The sequence below is a fragment of the Rahnella selenatireducens genome (genome assembly GCF_046449555.1).
Lineage (GTDB): Bacteria > Pseudomonadota > Gammaproteobacteria > Enterobacterales > Enterobacteriaceae > Rahnella > Rahnella selenatireducens.
The window spans coordinates 41,268-55,699 of the sequence record NZ_JBKEZJ010000003.1; the positions used below are offsets into that span (position 1 = coordinate 41,268).

15 protein-coding genes are annotated in these 14,432 nt (G+C 54.6%); 3 read left to right on the top strand and 12 right to left on the bottom strand.

Features of this window, described 5'->3' with window-relative positions:
- Window positions 1-3 precede the first annotated feature (3 nt).
- Genes csgF through csgD form a run of 3 tightly spaced genes read right to left on the bottom strand, consistent with a single transcriptional unit; the run spans window position 4 to window position 1,507 of the window.
- A complete protein-coding gene (gene csgF / locus ACLBVC_RS06010) occupies window positions 4-396 on the bottom strand; it encodes a curli production assembly/transport protein CsgF (protein WP_152324726.1) in 393 nt (130 codons plus the stop codon).
- A gap of 60 nt (window positions 397-456) precedes the next feature.
- On the bottom strand, window positions 457-840 hold the full coding sequence (gene csgE, locus ACLBVC_RS06015; protein WP_410148879.1) for a curli production assembly/transport protein CsgE: 384 nt from the start codon (window positions 838-840) through the stop codon (window positions 457-459).
- A 16-nt stretch (window positions 841-856) separates the two neighbouring features.
- Window positions 857-1,507: a biofilm master transcriptional regulator CsgD gene (gene csgD, locus ACLBVC_RS06020; RefSeq protein ID WP_410148880.1), complete on the bottom strand. Its 651-nt coding sequence runs from the start codon at window positions 1,505-1,507 to the stop codon at window positions 857-859.
- Between the two features lie 878 nt (window positions 1,508-2,385).
- Here csgD and ACLBVC_RS06025 point away from each other — a divergent pair.
- The 3 genes from ACLBVC_RS06025 (at window position 2,386) to csgC (ending at window position 3,823) form a co-directional block, all read left to right on the top strand.
- Window positions 2,386-2,874 carry a curlin gene (locus tag ACLBVC_RS06025; protein ID WP_410148881.1) on the top strand — a complete coding sequence of 163 codons (489 nt, stop codon included), beginning with the start codon at window positions 2,386-2,388 and terminating at the stop codon, window positions 2,872-2,874.
- A 54-nt stretch (window positions 2,875-2,928) separates the two neighbouring features.
- Window positions 2,929-3,405, top strand: a complete 477-nt coding sequence (csgA, locus tag ACLBVC_RS06030) for a curli major subunit CsgA (protein ID WP_410148882.1) — start codon at window positions 2,929-2,931, stop codon at window positions 3,403-3,405.
- Window positions 3,406-3,493: 88 nt separating this feature from the next.
- Complete coding sequence (gene csgC, locus ACLBVC_RS06035; protein ID WP_410148883.1) at window positions 3,494-3,823, top strand: curli assembly chaperone CsgC; 330 nt, start codon at window positions 3,494-3,496, stop codon at window positions 3,821-3,823.
- Window positions 3,824-3,843: 20 nt separating this feature from the next.
- On the opposite strand, the gene ACLBVC_RS06040 is transcribed toward csgC, so the two are convergent.
- The 9 genes from ACLBVC_RS06040 to ACLBVC_RS06080 all read right to left on the bottom strand — a co-directional run bounded on the left by ACLBVC_RS06040 (window position 3,844) and on the right by ACLBVC_RS06080 (window position 14,415).
- The gene (locus ACLBVC_RS06040) at window positions 3,844-4,869 is read right to left on the bottom strand and encodes a HoxN/HupN/NixA family nickel/cobalt transporter (protein WP_410148884.1); all 1,026 of its coding nucleotides are present in this window, start codon (window positions 4,867-4,869) and stop codon (window positions 3,844-3,846) included.
- 8 nt (window positions 4,870-4,877) lie between these two features.
- Window positions 4,878-7,229: a carbamoyltransferase HypF gene (hypF, locus tag ACLBVC_RS06045; protein WP_410148885.1), complete on the bottom strand. Its 2,352-nt coding sequence runs from the start codon at window positions 7,227-7,229 to the stop codon at window positions 4,878-4,880.
- 180 nt (window positions 7,230-7,409) lie between these two features.
- Window positions 7,410-9,581 (bottom strand): formate dehydrogenase subunit alpha, encoded by a 2,172-nt coding sequence (gene fdhF / locus ACLBVC_RS06050; protein WP_410148886.1) that lies wholly within the window; start codon window positions 9,579-9,581, stop codon window positions 7,410-7,412.
- A gap of 23 nt (window positions 9,582-9,604) precedes the next feature.
- Complete coding sequence (hydN, locus tag ACLBVC_RS06055) at window positions 9,605-10,150, bottom strand: electron transport protein HydN (RefSeq protein WP_410148887.1); 546 nt, start codon at window positions 10,148-10,150, stop codon at window positions 9,605-9,607.
- A 216-nt stretch (window positions 10,151-10,366) separates the two neighbouring features.
- Window positions 10,367-10,852 carry a hydrogenase maturation peptidase HycI gene (gene hycI / locus ACLBVC_RS06060; protein ID WP_410148888.1) on the bottom strand — a complete coding sequence of 162 codons (486 nt, stop codon included), beginning with the start codon at window positions 10,850-10,852 and terminating at the stop codon, window positions 10,367-10,369.
- The gene (locus ACLBVC_RS06065; protein ID WP_410149148.1) at window positions 10,845-11,324 is read right to left on the bottom strand and encodes a formate hydrogenlyase maturation HycH family protein; all 480 of its coding nucleotides are present in this window, start codon (window positions 11,322-11,324) and stop codon (window positions 10,845-10,847) included. Before ACLBVC_RS06065 ends, hycI begins: the two co-directional genes overlap by 8 nt.
- Window positions 11,324-12,121 (bottom strand): NADH-quinone oxidoreductase subunit B family protein, encoded by a 798-nt coding sequence (locus ACLBVC_RS06070; RefSeq protein WP_410148889.1) that lies wholly within the window; start codon window positions 12,119-12,121, stop codon window positions 11,324-11,326. Before ACLBVC_RS06070 ends, ACLBVC_RS06065 begins: the two co-directional genes overlap by 1 nt.
- The gene (locus ACLBVC_RS06075) at window positions 12,118-12,675 is read right to left on the bottom strand and encodes a formate hydrogenlyase complex iron-sulfur subunit (protein WP_410148890.1); all 558 of its coding nucleotides are present in this window, start codon (window positions 12,673-12,675) and stop codon (window positions 12,118-12,120) included. Before ACLBVC_RS06075 ends, ACLBVC_RS06070 begins: the two co-directional genes overlap by 4 nt.
- A gap of 15 nt (window positions 12,676-12,690) precedes the next feature.
- Window positions 12,691-14,415 (bottom strand): hydrogenase large subunit, encoded by a 1,725-nt coding sequence (locus tag ACLBVC_RS06080; RefSeq protein WP_410148891.1) that lies wholly within the window; start codon window positions 14,413-14,415, stop codon window positions 12,691-12,693.
- Window positions 14,416-14,432 lie beyond the last annotated feature (17 nt).

Consider the following 14,432-nt stretch of genomic DNA (forward strand, 5'->3'; position numbering starts at 1 on the left):
GAATCAGTTAGTCGTTGCAGACAAACCCTGAACCTGAATAGTGGAAATTTTGCCGGTTTTGCGGTCGGTGACATTCATCACCAGCTGACCGTCGGTATTCTGGATATCCACAATAAAGTCCTGTGTCACCAGCCGCCCCGGTTTCCCCTGATTCACGTTACCCATCAGACTGCCCAGTAATTGCGACTGGATAGACGCGGTAAAGTTATCCAGCGCTGAAGTACTGGACGTACCGAAATCATACGCATCGGGGTCTTTATACGAGTTTTGCGCCTGCGCCTCATTGAGCAGAAACGCACCATTATTCGGGTTGCCGCCGAAATTCGGGTTGATGAACTGGAAAACCATATTGCCGCCCCAGGACAACGGGGACGCCGTCAGCAATGCCAGCAGCATCACCGAACGTGGGACAGAGACTGGAATATTCACGATGCTCTCCTTAAAAGAGGCTGTGCATTAAAATTCGTCATGGGCGAGATCCCCGGTGCCAAGTAGTGCTTTGTCTAACTGCCGCCGTGATAAGGCTTCCGTGACCCCGGCAATGGCGGTATCGATGTCCTTATTAAAATTGCGACGGTTCGGAAACAGCAGAGTCTGATACAAGGTGTCCTGACCTATTTTTATGGTGATCCAACTGCCCCAGCGGGCGCTGGGTCTTTCTGAAATAGTGATGGTTTCCGGGTAGTTCTGATCCCAGCGGTCGGTAAAACCACGATAAAAATCGTGACCCACCGACGTCACTGTGCGGTCGGTAATCAACCCCGGATCCCGTACATCAGCGGCCTGGACATGTATGCAGGTAGAACAAAGCAGCGCCAGCCAGAGCCAGAACGATTTCATACAAGGAGTCATGATGTCAGCGCTTGAGATTGTCATTAGCCCAGGAAGCCGCCTGAGTACGGTTCTTGACGGAAATTTTCCTGAATAAATTATAAAGATGTGTTTTGACGGTGTTCTCGCTGATAAACAGCAGACGTGCGATTTCCGTGTTTGACGCACCAGCACGTAACTTATTCAGGATCTCTTTTTCACGGTGGGTCAGACCGGTGTCTTCACTGTGAAGATGGCGGAAAGCGCCGGACTGATTGATCAGATAGCTGGCGAACCCCTGGGAGAAGTAGCATTCCCCGCGGATCACGCTTCTGATGCCTTCCACCAGATGCTCTTCATCGGTCGAAAGGTAAAAAACGGCGCTGATCCTTGGCCAGGTTTCAATTTCACGGAAATGGTAATTATCAGGCGTATTCAGCAGTAATAACTTCACGCTGCTGTGATAGCGGTTAATGGCAGACTGCCAGGACTCAATGGTCCGGCGATCAGCTTCCATCATATCGAAGAGAATTAATGTCTCCTGAAGATACTGATCCTCCAGTAACTTATGAATATTGTGCAACCGGGTATTCACGTAAAGTTGTTGTTTTAATTGCTGCAATAAAGCACTGGCTTGTAATGATGGTTTGGTCACTAATAAGAGAATATTATTATTGATTGCTGCTTCATTACTCATAATGAAACCCTGCCCTGATTTATTATCGCCACAGCCGGCCATTACCTGCTAATTAAAACAGGCAGAAAATAGACTGTGATTTTATTTTGCTAAATCTATAGCTGTATGTTTGCTGTGTATATCTAAAAAATGAAATTATACACAACCTGATGCACATAATATTTCAGGTCGTTTTATGTGCGGTACAGACTCAATTTAGCTTTTGGTTTCCCTTACGCAAGGCTTATTTATGTTTCAAAATGTAACGCAAAATGTATAAAGTTTTCTTTATGTATTGCATTAATTTTACAGCGCCCAGCTTAAAGGGAATTTAAGTAATGCCCTTACACAATCTTAACGTTCACCCTTGTTAAGGCTGCGAATTTAAGGATTACTTAACGCAAATATCCCTCCTGAAACAGCAACGGTCTGCATGATTCATCGTTAATAAACCCAATATCAGCCTCTCATACATTTGATTTAGCTTAGGTGAGGCTTTACTAAAGCCCTTTTGCGACCAGAGAATGCGGGGCGAAGCAAGCTTAAAAGGGTCTTTACGAGCAATGTTAAGGGTTGGAAATGTGCGAAAGATCTCTTTTATCGCCAAATGAATGTCAGTAGCCGATTAAGAATAGTTGCATTTGTGTGATTATTTGCAGGTCTGTTTTTAAGCAGTTTAGGATTAATGCCATGGGGTAGATTAGCGGCGCTGACCTTTTACTGTAATGTTCTGGTCAATCCGCATGAGAAGTGCATTCTCATACTTTTTGATGAAGCTGAGAATTAAAATACGACGTGCGGGTGAGTTTCTTATTCGGACGAAACACCATAATCAATTCGTCAGCAGCAATAAAACCGGTGAGCATATTACCTGGCGCCGGATTTAAAAAGGTGACGAAATGAAGAAGACATTACTGACCCTGGCGTTGCTTTCCATATCCTGGGTCGTTCACGCACAACAATCTGACATGGGGTATTCAGATTTAAACTCTGATAGTCCTGAGCAATATTTTGCTGGCGCGAGAAATTCATCAGGGAATTCATCAACGATTTACCAGAACGGTAATAGTAATACGGCCTATACCAATCAGACGGGTTCCGGGAGTTCAATCGTTATTCGTCAAATAGGTACAGAAAATACCGCGGTGGTAAATCAGAGAGGTAATGGGAATAACGCTGATATTTCCCAAAGCGGCAGCGATAATTTTGCCTACATATCGCAAAACGGCGGCGGGGATGCATCCATTACGCAACAAAATTTTGGCAATACGGCTTACATTCTGCAAAAAGGCCGGAGTGTGACGGAAATTCGCCAGAATGGTACGAACCAGAGCAGCGGTGTCGTACAAAACTCGTCAGGAATGGCGATTAGAGTGACACAGCATTAACAAACACACGTTCTTATGACATGACATCCGATATTAAACCAATGGGGTAGCATCATGAAACTTTGGAAAATTGTGGCAGTCTCCGCTTTAGTCGTCAGTGGCAGTGCATTTGCAGGGGGTTACGGTGGTGGTAATGGCCATGGCAATCCTCCTCCGTCAAATCCACCATCAACGGTGCCGACATTCACGGCCACCCAGTGGAATTCTGAAATTCAGATTTACCAACAGGGAACGTCTAACCTGGCAAACGCCACTCAGTCTGGTGCGCAAAAATCTCTGACCAGTATTGACCAGAATGGTTACAGAAATACTGCCAGCACCAATCAGACCGGCGACGGCAGCCTGCTCAGCGTCGTGCAGAAAGGTGATTACAACACCACCAATGCATCTCAGAGTGCTAACGCCAGTAAAATTCTGGTTTCCCAGAATGGTTCAGGTAACTACGCTCAGGCTTCACAAGGTGCTAACGGTACTTTGACCAGCATTACCCAGGTTGGTACGGGTAACCTGGCTTACGCCAACCAGAACTGATCGTCTCCTCCCGCTTTCACGGGGGAGGTGCTATAAAAACAGGGCACGAGCCCTGTTTTTTTTCGACTGGATCCAGAGGATAAATGTGATGCACTTACTTCTGATTGCCGCCGTGATGTCCAACCAGCTCTGGTTCGACACCCATAATGACGCCCAAACCTACACCGTAACGCCGATGGTCAGTCTCACCAAAGCCTGCGCCTGTCAGGTGGCGGTGTCCGTTTCGCAAGAAAGCACCGCCGGAACCAGCATCAGCCGCCAGAGCCAGAACATGAATCTTTCCGCCAGCCAGGCGCAGCCACTCGGGCAAATGCGTTTTGCCGTGCAGCCCGGCGGCAAAACACAAATCATGATTACGGTCACTGACGGCGATAAACTGCGGCTGGAAAAACAGCTGACGCTGCCCAATGACGCGTAATTCTGACCGCGTTTACCGGGCTATACCGCCAGACTGTCGTAGCCTTTGCGGCGATAATTGAGGGCGGAAATGCCCCAGAACACCACAAAAATTGCCACGGCGGCATACCCGACGCTACCCATATTGTCATTGAGTTCTCCGACAACGCGCCAGAATGCGCCGTGCAAATCCAGCTTGTCCGCCATCAGTCCGAGTGCTTCCAGCCCGCCGATAAACAGGGCGATAAATACGCTGGTGGCCGTAATGGTCATATTGTAATAAAGCTTGCGAACCGGTTTATCAAATGCCCAGCCGTACGCGCCCACCATAACAAAATTGTCGAGCGAGTCGACAAGCGCCATGCCGCTGGCGAACAGCGCAGGAAAAATCAAAATACTCCAGACTGACATCCCGGAAGACGCGCCCGCTGCGGAAATGCCCAGCAGACCAATTTCCGTGGCGGTATCAAACCCCAGCCCGAACAAAAATCCGACCAGATACATTTGCCAGCTTTTATTCACCAGATTAAACGAGAAACTGAAAATCCGGCTCATGATGCCGCCCTGAACCTGATTCAGCTCTTCTTTATCCGTGAAAGTCTGCCCCTGTTTTACTTTCTGAAAACGGCGATATACGTCCCGTAAAATCAGCGCATTCAACAGCGCCATCATCAGTAAAAACAGTGCAGAAACCAGCGTGCCGATGGTGCTGCCATAATCATGCAGCCAGCCGATTTTATTACCGAAAACCAGCGATGTGGCGGCAATCGCGACGCAGGCCAGCACCACTATGCTGGAATGCCCGAGCGAGAAAAATGCCCCGACCGCTACCGGCCGCTGACCCTGCTGCATCAGCTTGCGGGTCACGTTATCGATAGCCGCAATATGATCCGCATCGACTGCGTGCCGCAGGCCATAGCCGTAAGCCAGCAACGCCGCCGCCATCAGTGCCGCATGATGACGAAACACCAGAAATGCCCAGGCCCAGGCCAGTAAATTAATAGCCACCAGACCGGTCAAAAGCCAGGAAGCGCGGCGGTGTGTGTGGAAAATGTCACGGCTAATCATGGGGATCCTTATTGTTTTGATAAAGAAGTTGCAACAAAAGCTGAAACAGAAGCAGAAATAAAAGAAGAGAACTGAAGGCGCGCACAGGCGACCACGGCCTGACCCAGCGCCAGCCCGCCGTCACCGGCCGGAATGTTTTGCGGCATCAGCACCCGCAAGGGCGACAGATGATGGTGCAAACGCTGGCGCAGCAGGCGGTTATGCAAAACACCGCCGCCGAGCGCGACGGTACGGATACCGGTGCGGGCACAATGAAAACGGGCGAGGGCGGCAAAACCCTGCGCCAGTGCGTCATGAAAAGCGAAAGCCCGTGCAGCAGGCTGTGCCTGCCAGGCGAGCCACTGCTGCCAGAAAGTGGCTAAATCCAGAAAAACACCACCGGATGTATGGCACAGCGGGAGCGTAACCGGATGCGAAATGCCTTCCGCGCGGTGAGCCAGCGTCTCCAGCCGGCAGGCGGCTTCGCCTTCCCAGCTCAGTTGCGCCGGTGCGCAGCCGAGCGCGGCAGCGACGGCATCAAACAGTCGCCCGCAGGAAGAGGCCAGCGGCGAATTCACTCCGGCGGCGATGGCTTTCGACAGCGGAAGCCACGGATGTTCATACAGCACCCGCGCTTCGGGCAGCGACTGCCAGCCGGGCACGAAAGCCTGCCACTGCGCCAGCAAATTGCGCCAAGGTTCACGCGCCGCGAGGTCGCCGCCGGGCAGCGCGACGGCAGGTAAACCTCCTAAATGTTCGCAATGCAGATAATCCGCCAGCAAACATTCACCGCCCCACAGCGCCCCTGTTTTGCCCGCCGGAATGCCGTAACCCAACCCGTCCAGCGCCAGCCCGATGACTTTTCCGCCGTCCAGCGGCCAGCCGTTTTCTGCCAGACACGCCGCGAGATGCGCGTGATGGTGAAATACGTCAACCACCCGTATTCCGTGGTTTTCAGCCTGCGCGTGGCTGACATAAGCCGGGTGCGCATCGCGGGCAATCGCCACCGGCGTGCATTCATAAAGCTGCTGAAAATGTTCAATCGCCTGCTGCTGTTGCCGGGCAATATCACTGTCTGCCAGCGAGCCAAAATGCGCGCTGAGAATGGCCTCATTGTCGCGCACCAGACAGAACGTGTTTTTGAGATCACCGCCCAGCGCCAGCACCGGCCGCTGGGTATCGAAACCGGCGGGCAGCGGCAGCGCGTCCGGCACAAAACCTCGCGCACGACGCAGAACTTCGGTGCCCTGCGGCGTCAGGCGAACCAGTGAATCATCGGCGCGCTGAACGATGTCGCGGTTATGCAACAGGAAGACGTCGGCAATTTTGCCGAGCTGACGAAGTGCATCGTCATTATTTAAAACCGGCGCACGCCCCGCGGCATTCCCCGACGTCATCACCAGCGGCGTACCCCAGGCCTGCATCAGCAAATGATGTAACGGCGTAAACGGCAGCATCAATCCGACTTCATCCAGTTCCGGCGCAATGGCGGCGCATAAAGGCGAGTTGGCGTTTTTTTCCGTCAGCACAATCGGCGCGGCAGGGGAACTGAGCATTTCGCGCAACGCACACTGCGGGCTGTCTTCACGGCTGCATTGCGCCAGCCAGCCGGTATCCGGCAGCATCACCGCCAGCGGTTTTGACGGGCGGTTTTTACGTTCCCGCAACCGCATAACTGCACTCTGTTGTGTGGCATCGCATGCCAGATGGAAACCGCCCAGCCCTTTGATCGCAATAATTTCACCCGCCTGCAACGCGGCTACGGCGCAACTGAGCGCTGCATTTCCCTGCGCCAGCGTTTCGCCGTTTTGCCGCGTGACACGCACTTGTGGCCCGCAGTCCGGGCAGGCGACCGGTTGTGCGTGAAAGCGCCGGTCGGCCGGGTTTTGGTATTCCTGCAAACATGCCGGGCACAGCATGAATTCCGCCATGCAGGTGGAAGGGCGGTCGTAAGGCATCGCGCGGATAATCGTGAACCTCGGGCCGCAATGCGTACAGTTGGTGAAGGCATAGCCGAAACGGCGGTCGCCGCGGCAGGTGATTTCCTTCAGACATTCCGGACAGGTCGCCGCGTCGGGCACCACCTGGGTGCTCATCTGCTGGCGGCGACTGATTGTGATGGAGAAATTGTGCGGGGGAGTTTGCCAGTCGAAATGACCCACACTCACGCTGTCGATGCGCGCCAGTGGCGGACATTCGCGTTTTACCTGAGCGATAAACGCGTCGATATCCACCGGCTGAAAAAGTCTGATTTCCACGCCCGCGCTGTCATTACACACTTCGCCGCGAAGCTGCATCCGGTCCGCCAGTTGCCAGATAAAAGGCCGGAAACCGACGCCCTGAACCTTGCCGCAGATACGAATCACGTAAGAATCAAACATACAGCCTCATCGAATCTTGAGGGATTTGGGTGCGCTCCTCCCCCTGCGAAGGGGTAGGTTGGGAGGGGGTTTAGCAGGCAACTGAGATTGTGACCGTTCAGACCCATACCCCATCCCAACCTTCCCCTCGTGAGAGGGGAGGGAGCTTAAAAACCTCCCCCTTCGCAGGGGAGGGGAAAACTAAACTTCCACCACCGGGATTACATCCTCAACGGCACTGCGCAGGCGCGCCTTCATGTCGCTGTAGGTTTGCTGTGCGTAGTTTTCCGCCCAGCGCTGATCGGCAATCTGCTGAACGTTAACGGCGCAATACTTGGTTTCCGGCGTTTTGGAAACAGGATCCAGATTGTCCTGCGTCAGTTCGTTACAGGCACCAATCCACCACTGATAGGTCATGTACACCGCGCCGATATTGATACGTTCATTGAAGTTGGCGCGTGAAATGACTTTGCCGCGGCGTGAGGCGACCCAGACCAGTTGCTGGTCACGGATGCCCAGTGCTTCGGCGTCCTGTGGGTGCATCTGTACGAAGCCCGGTTCGTCGGCCAGCGTTTGCAAAGCGGCGCAGTTACCGGTCATTGAACGGCAGGAATAATGGCCGACTTCGCGAACGGTACACAGCACCAGCGGATAACTGTCATCCGGCACTTCTGCCGGAGCGCGCCACGGTGCGGCAAACAGCTGGCCTTTACCGGTTGGCGTATCGAAGCGATTATCGGCGTAAAGGTACTGCGTTCCCGGGCTTTCGAGGGTGGTACAAGGCCACTGAACGTGCCCAAGTTCGCCCATTTTTTCGTAGGTTGCGCCGTAGAACAGCGGGCACAACTCACGCATTTCGTCCCAGATTTCCTGGTTGTCGTTGTAATGCATCGGATAACCGAGTTCTGTCGCCAGCAGGCTGATGATTTCCCAGTCGCGTTTGACGTTGTACTTCGGTTCGATGGCTTTCTCAAAACGCTGGAAGCCGCGGTCGGCACAAGAGAACACGCCGCCGTGTTCGCCCCATGACGTGGCAGGCAAAATGACATCAGCCTGTTCCGCCGTTTTGGTCATGAAGATGTCCTGCACAACCACAAAGTCCAGTGCCTCGAAGCCTTTGCGCACCAGACCTAAATCAGCTTCAGTCTGCAACGGATCCTCGCCCATGATGTAGTAGGCTTTCACGTGACCTTCAATTGCCAGGTGTGGGATTTCGGTGATGCGGTGGCCGACTTCAGCGTCCATCTGGTTAACGTCAATGCCCCACGCATCGGCGAATTTCGCACGAACTTTTGCGTCGGTGACGGCCTGATAGCCGGGGAATTCATTCGGCAGAACGCCCATATCGCAGGCACCCTGCACATTATTCTGTCCGCGAACCGGCCCGACACCGACGTTGGCGCGGCCCAGATTACCGGTCAGTAATGCCAGCCCGGCCAGCCCTTTCACCACATCCACGGCCTGACCAAACTGAGTCACACCCATGCCCCACATGATGGTGGCAGAAGGTGCAGCGGCGTAGGTGCGCATCGCCTGACGGATTTGCTGTGCTGAAACGCCGGTTTGTTCTGCAACCGCTTCCGGTGAATAGCCGGCCACGTTTTTGCGGTATTCCTCGAAGCCTTCGGTGTATTTCGCCACGTAATCGTGGTCATACAGGTTTTCTTCGATCAGCACATGGGCGAATGCATTCACCAGCGCCATGTTGCAGCCATTTTTGATTTGCAAATGCTGATCGGCAATGCGTGCGGTTTCGATGCGGCGCGGGTCACAGACGATTATCTGTGCGCCTTTTTCTTTAGCTTTGATCACGCGGCGCGCGACGATCGGGTGGGAGTCCGCGCAGTTATAGCCGATCACCAGCAGACATTTTGAATTCTCGATATCGCCGATGGAGTTACTCATCGCGCCGTTACCGAGCGTTGCCTGCAAACCGGCGACGGACGGGCCGTGACACACGCGGGCGCAGCAGTCGACGTTATTGGTGCCGATGACCGCACGGGCAAATTTCTGCATCACATAGTTGGTTTCGTTGCCGGTACCGCGGGAAGAACCGGTGTGCATGATGGCGCGCGGGCCGTGTTTTTGTTTGATTTCTTTCAGGCGCTGCGCGGTATAGCGAATGGCTTCATCCCAGCTGACGGCTTCAAATTTTCCACCTTTCTGGCGACGGATCATCGGCTGCGTCAGGCGCGGGGTCAGCAATTTGGTATCGTTAAGGAAATCCCAGCCGTAATAGCCTTTCAGACAGAGTTCGCCCTGGTTGGTGACGCCGTTGGCGGCTTCGGCGCGAATGATTTTTCCGTTATCCACAACCAGATTCAATTTACAGCCAGCCCCGCAATACGGGCAGACAGTGGTGACTTTTTTCATGTGATTACTTCCTCTATCCGGAGTTAAAACAGCAGGGGAGATGTGCTGTCGAGCGCAGCGCGGCGGCGTTTTTCTGCGTTCATTTCCTGTAAGTGATTACGGTCGATGGCGTAAAGCGCCTTGGTCGGGCAGATTTCCATGCAGGCCGGGCCTTCTGCGCGGTTGTGGCACAAGTCGCATTTATGCGCCTCGGCTTTGTCCGACGTGGCAACCATTGCGGCACCGTTCTGGCGGAAAATCGGTTTGGTGACCACTTCCATCGCGCCATACGGGCAGGCGACGACGCAGGTTTTGCAGCCGATGCAGCGTTCCTGCATGACCTGAACGTGGTCGCCGGTGCGCAGGATCGCGCCATTCGGGCACACGTTGGCGCAGGGCGCGTCTTCGCACTGGCGGCACATCACCGGCGTACTGAGGTTCACGCCTTTAATGACGTGCAGGCGCGGGGCGAACGTGGCGGCATTCAGCAGCGAGATATCCTGAGAATCGCTGTGCGCCATGACGCAGGCAATTTCACAGGTACGGCAGCCGATGCATTTTTTAGGGTCGGCGATGATGAACCGGTTCATGTAAATCTCCTGATTCCGGATTTTCTTATGGAGCCGGATGACACCGGCCTGACGACATTGCTGAACAGGTAATACATAAACCATGCCAGTTTTAGATTTTAATTTTTATAGCTGTATTTCAATTAGTTAATGGTTCTCTTGCCTGCCGATGACGACGCGTGTCACTGACGTCATGTCTGTGTCGTCACCGCGTCGACAGTTATGTCGACAGCAAGGTCAGGCGGTTTCGGCCTGAAAAGGCGCGATGCCCATACCCTGTTCCAGCGCCGGTAACAGCTGATGCAAACGGATGACGGCCTGTTCCACGGCCTCGCTCATCGGGTAATAAAACGCGACAACGTCCGGCTGAATGCCGACAAACGTGATTTGCGGGATATCCTCACGCAGCTGCTGCATGAGAAACGTCAGCGGCAAATTGTGGGTGGTCATCATGAACATTTCGCCGATGTCGCTTTCTTCGAGAATGCGCATCTCACCGGGCATCAGCCCCATGTCGGTGGCGTCCACGATCACCAGATGCGTCGGGCGCAGCTCGCGCAAATAGCCGATGTCGTTTTCCGGCGCGGCACCGCCGTCAACCACCGTCCAGCCGCTGAGCGGTTTTTCTGCGCACAGTTCTGCCAGCCGGGGCCCGGCGCCGTCATCGGCCATCATGCTGTTGCCCACGCACAGCAGCGCGTAGCGGGAAGTTGAGTCAGGCATCGTATCTCCTGACCATCAGGTACATCGCGGGGTCGCTTTCGATTTGTCCGAGCAGGGCGATGAGCTGGTCGCTCCAGCCCTGCTGTTCTTCATTCATTTTGGGGCGGGCATCGCGCAGTGCCAGCGCCAGTAAATGGGTGTGGCTGCTGTCGATATTGATTTCACCAAAACGCTGCACGCCTGCCAGTTTACGGTAGGCTTCGCCCTGTTCGGGCAGGCAACTGACCCATTGCTGGTAGCCGGTGAGCGGGCATTCGAGACGGGATTTCAGGCAGTCGATCACCCCGAGGTGATGGCCTATGGCCAGGCTGTAATACACCACTTCCTGCACTTTCTGCGAGCTGCGCTTTTGCGCGCTTTTCTCGTCGACAAATTTGCTGCTCAGCGAGTAAAAAATCACTTTGTTCTTTTCGGACTGATGGCCGGAAAAAGGCTGATGCTGCGCGTAGCGCTGGTCGTTTCCTGAGGTCATCACAGACGCACCTCTCCGCGCAGAACCTGCTGATAAATCTGTTGCAGGTTGCCGACAATTTCCGTGAGGCGCAGGTCGCCGCGTTCACTGAGGTAGGTTGAAACCCGTTGCTCCACCGGTTGCAGGCCGGGGGCAGCAACGATATTCATAAACTCATCGGCAATCTGGCGGCCATATCGGTAACCGGCCATGCGGCGCGCTTCACGGTCGAGTAACACCCGCAACGGCTGCGGCAGATCCGGATGCAGTAATTCTGCCGGTTCGGCTGCTGCGGCGTCGTGCTGCTGACCTTTGATTTTTTGATCCAGTAACCCGAGCGCCATCGCGAAGCCGTAAATGGTGGCAGCCGGTGTCGGCGGGCAGCCCGGAATATACACGTCGACCGGCACGATTTTGTCGGTGCCACCCCAGACGCAGTAAAGGTCGTGGAAAATGCCGCCGCTGTTGCCACAAGCCCCGTAAGAAATGCAAATTTTCGGATCCGGTGCGGAATCCCAGGCGCGCAGTGCGGGCATACGCATGGCGCGGGTGACCGCGCCGGTGAACAGCAGAATGTCGGCATGGCGCGGGGACGGGACGACTTTGATGCCAAAACGTTCGGCGTCAAACAGCGGTGAAATCGCCGCAAAAATCTCAATCTCACAGCCGTTACAGCCGCCGCAGTCCACGCGGTAAACGTAGGCGGAGCGGCGGATGCTGTGCAGCAGAGTGGATTTCAGTTTTGCGATGCTTTCGTCAAGCGTGACGGGTACCGGCAGGCCATTTTCGTCGCGCGGTGCAATCGGGTTATGACTCATGAATGGGCCTCCGTGGTCATATGGCGGCCGATATCGATACGGTCGGTAGAAGAAAGACTGTGCATTTTTTTGCATGACGTGCAGGTTTCGTACTGCACGCGGCGATCGGCGATTTGCCGGTCACTCAGCGCCGCGCTTTCCTGCAACACGCTGAGCGCGAAGTCGATTTCCTTTTGCACGGCGTACGGTTTGCCGCATTCACGGCAATGGCAGACAGGAAAATCCGCCGTTTCGTAGAGATCTTCTTTACGCCATACCGCCAGTTCAAATTCCTGCGACAGCTTAATGGCCGCCGTCGGGCAAACTTCTTCACAGCGGGCGCAGAAAATGCAGCGGCCTAAAAACAACTGCCAGCGCAGGGTTTCACCGTCTTCTGCCGTGGTCATGGTCAGCGCGTTTGACGGACAGGCGTTAGCGCAGGCACCGCAGGCAATGCATTGCTGCGCGGTGTACTGTGGCTTGCCGCGAAAATTTGGCGCCAGATCCAGCGGCGTGAACGGATAACCCACGGTGGCTGTGCCCGTTTTCAGCACTTTTTTAATCAGTTTCAGCATGATTTAAGTGATTCCTTAAAGCGGCGAATTTTTGCGTTCGATGCCGTAACGCTCGATCTCTTTGTAAGGCACGACGATGCTCGTTTTCTTACGCACATCGACCACGGTCATGCGGTCGGTGCAGGAATAACAAGGATCGAGGCTGCCGATGATCAGCGGAGCGTCGGACACCGTATTGCCGCGCAGCATGTAGCGCAGCGTAGGCCAGTTGGCGTAGGTCGCCGCACGGCAGCGCCAGCGGAACAGCTTCTGATTGTCGCCGGTCATGCTCCAGTGAATGTCGTCGCCGCGCGGCGCTTCGGCGAAACCGAGGGCAAAACGGTGCGGAATATAGGTAAACCCTTCCACCGCCAGCGGGCCGCCCGGCAGGCTTTGCAGGCCAAACTCAATCATATTCAGGGCGTTATAAACTTCGTGGATGCGGACTTTAAGACGGGAATAGACGTCGTTGCCGGTTTCGCTGCAAATCTCAAACGGCAGTTTGGCGTAACCGGCATAAGGATGATCCAGACGCATATCACGGCGGTGGCCGCTGCCGCGCACCATTGGGCCGACGTTACTGAAATCACGTGCGACCTGCGGATCCAGAATGCCGACGCCGACGCTGCGCTGTTCGGTATTCGGCGTGCTGAGCAGAATATCCACCAGCTCACCGAGGTCACGACGCATGCTGCCCGCCAGCGCAATCGTCTGGATCATGTCGTCTTTTAAGATGTCGCGGCGGATCCCGCCGATCAGGTTCATGCCGTAGGTTTTGCGTGCACCGGTCAGGATTTCGGCCATTTTCATCGACTGCTCGCGGATGCGGAAAAACTGCATAAAGCCGGAGTCAAAACCGACGAAATGGCAGGCCAGCCCGAGGTTCAGCAAATGGCTGTGCAGACGTTCTACTTCCAGCAAAATTGAGCGGATCATCTGGGCGCGTTCCGGCACCACAATCCCCATCGCATTTTCCACCGACGAGGTATACGCCACGCTGTGAGTAAAGCCGCAGATGCCGCACACACGGTCGGAGAGGAAGGTGACTTCGTTATAGCCCATGCGGGTTTCGGCCAGTTTTTCCATGCCGCGATGGACGTAAAACAGACGGTAATCAGCATCGATAATGTCTTCGCCATCGACAAACAGACGAAAATGTCCGGGTTCGTCAGACGTGACGTGCAGCGGGCCAATCGGCACAATTTTGCTGCCTTCTTTGGCTTGCGAAATAAACGGATAGGTTTCGTCGTCGGTGGTCGGAGCCGGGCGCTGACGGTAATCCATTGAGTCTTTGCGCAGCGGATAGAGATCATCCGGCCAGTCATCCGGCAGCACCAGACGACGCTCGTCCGGCAACCCGACCGGGCGCAAACCGTACATATCGCGAACTTCGCGTTCACCCCAGACTGCTGCGGGCACGCGCGGCGTCACGGACGGGAATTCCAGAGAAACCGGATCCACTTCGGCGCGCACAGTGATCCAGCACTTCACGCCTTGTTCCATCGACAGCACGTAATACAGCGCATAGTTGCCGCACAGCGTGCGTTCATCATTGCCGAATAACACAGAAAGCCAGCCGCCTTGCTGGTAATACAACCACTCGACCACTTCCGGCAGCGCGTTCAGCTTAATGGTCACCGTCGCCTGCGTATCGGTCTGCCATTCGCTGCCTAAAATCGCTGACGGGAACTGCTTCGCCAGCGCGGCAAGATAATGTTTGCCGACCGGGTTTTGATTTAATGCGGTATTGAACTCACTCATTGCAAAGCCTCTTCCCA

Excerpts from the sequence above, each read along its gene's own strand:
- csgF (WP_152324726.1), bottom strand. The coding sequence starts at position 396 with ATGCTGCTGGCATTGCTGACGGCGTCCCCGTTGTCCTGGGGCGGCAAT.
- csgE (WP_410148879.1), bottom strand. The coding sequence starts at position 840 with ATGAAATCGTTCTGGCTCTGGCTGGCGCTGCTTTGTTCTACCTGCATA.
- csgD (WP_410148880.1), bottom strand. The coding sequence starts at position 1,507 with ATGAGTAATGAAGCAGCAATCAATAATAATATTCTCTTATTAGTGACC.
- ACLBVC_RS06025 (WP_410148881.1), top strand. The coding sequence starts at position 2,386 with ATGAAGAAGACATTACTGACCCTGGCGTTGCTTTCCATATCCTGGGTC.
- csgA (WP_410148882.1), top strand. The coding sequence starts at position 2,929 with ATGAAACTTTGGAAAATTGTGGCAGTCTCCGCTTTAGTCGTCAGTGGC.
- csgC (WP_410148883.1), top strand. The coding sequence starts at position 3,494 with ATGCACTTACTTCTGATTGCCGCCGTGATGTCCAACCAGCTCTGGTTC.
- ACLBVC_RS06040 (WP_410148884.1), bottom strand. The coding sequence starts at position 4,869 with ATGATTAGCCGTGACATTTTCCACACACACCGCCGCGCTTCCTGGCTT.
- hypF (WP_410148885.1), bottom strand. The coding sequence starts at position 7,229 with ATGTTTGATTCTTACGTGATTCGTATCTGCGGCAAGGTTCAGGGCGTC.
- fdhF (WP_410148886.1), bottom strand. The coding sequence starts at position 9,581 with ATGAAAAAAGTCACCACTGTCTGCCCGTATTGCGGGGCTGGCTGTAAA.
- hydN (WP_410148887.1), bottom strand. The coding sequence starts at position 10,150 with ATGAACCGGTTCATCATCGCCGACCCTAAAAAATGCATCGGCTGCCGT.
- hycI (WP_410148888.1), bottom strand. The coding sequence starts at position 10,852 with ATGCCTGACTCAACTTCCCGCTACGCGCTGCTGTGCGTGGGCAACAGC.
- ACLBVC_RS06065 (WP_410149148.1), bottom strand. The coding sequence starts at position 11,324 with ATGACCTCAGGAAACGACCAGCGCTACGCGCAGCATCAGCCTTTTTCC.
- ACLBVC_RS06070 (WP_410148889.1), bottom strand. The coding sequence starts at position 12,121 with ATGAGTCATAACCCGATTGCACCGCGCGACGAAAATGGCCTGCCGGTA.
- ACLBVC_RS06075 (WP_410148890.1), bottom strand. The coding sequence starts at position 12,675 with ATGCTGAAACTGATTAAAAAAGTGCTGAAAACGGGCACAGCCACCGTG.
- ACLBVC_RS06080 (WP_410148891.1), bottom strand. The coding sequence starts at position 14,415 with ATGAGTGAGTTCAATACCGCATTAAATCAAAACCCGGTCGGCAAACAT.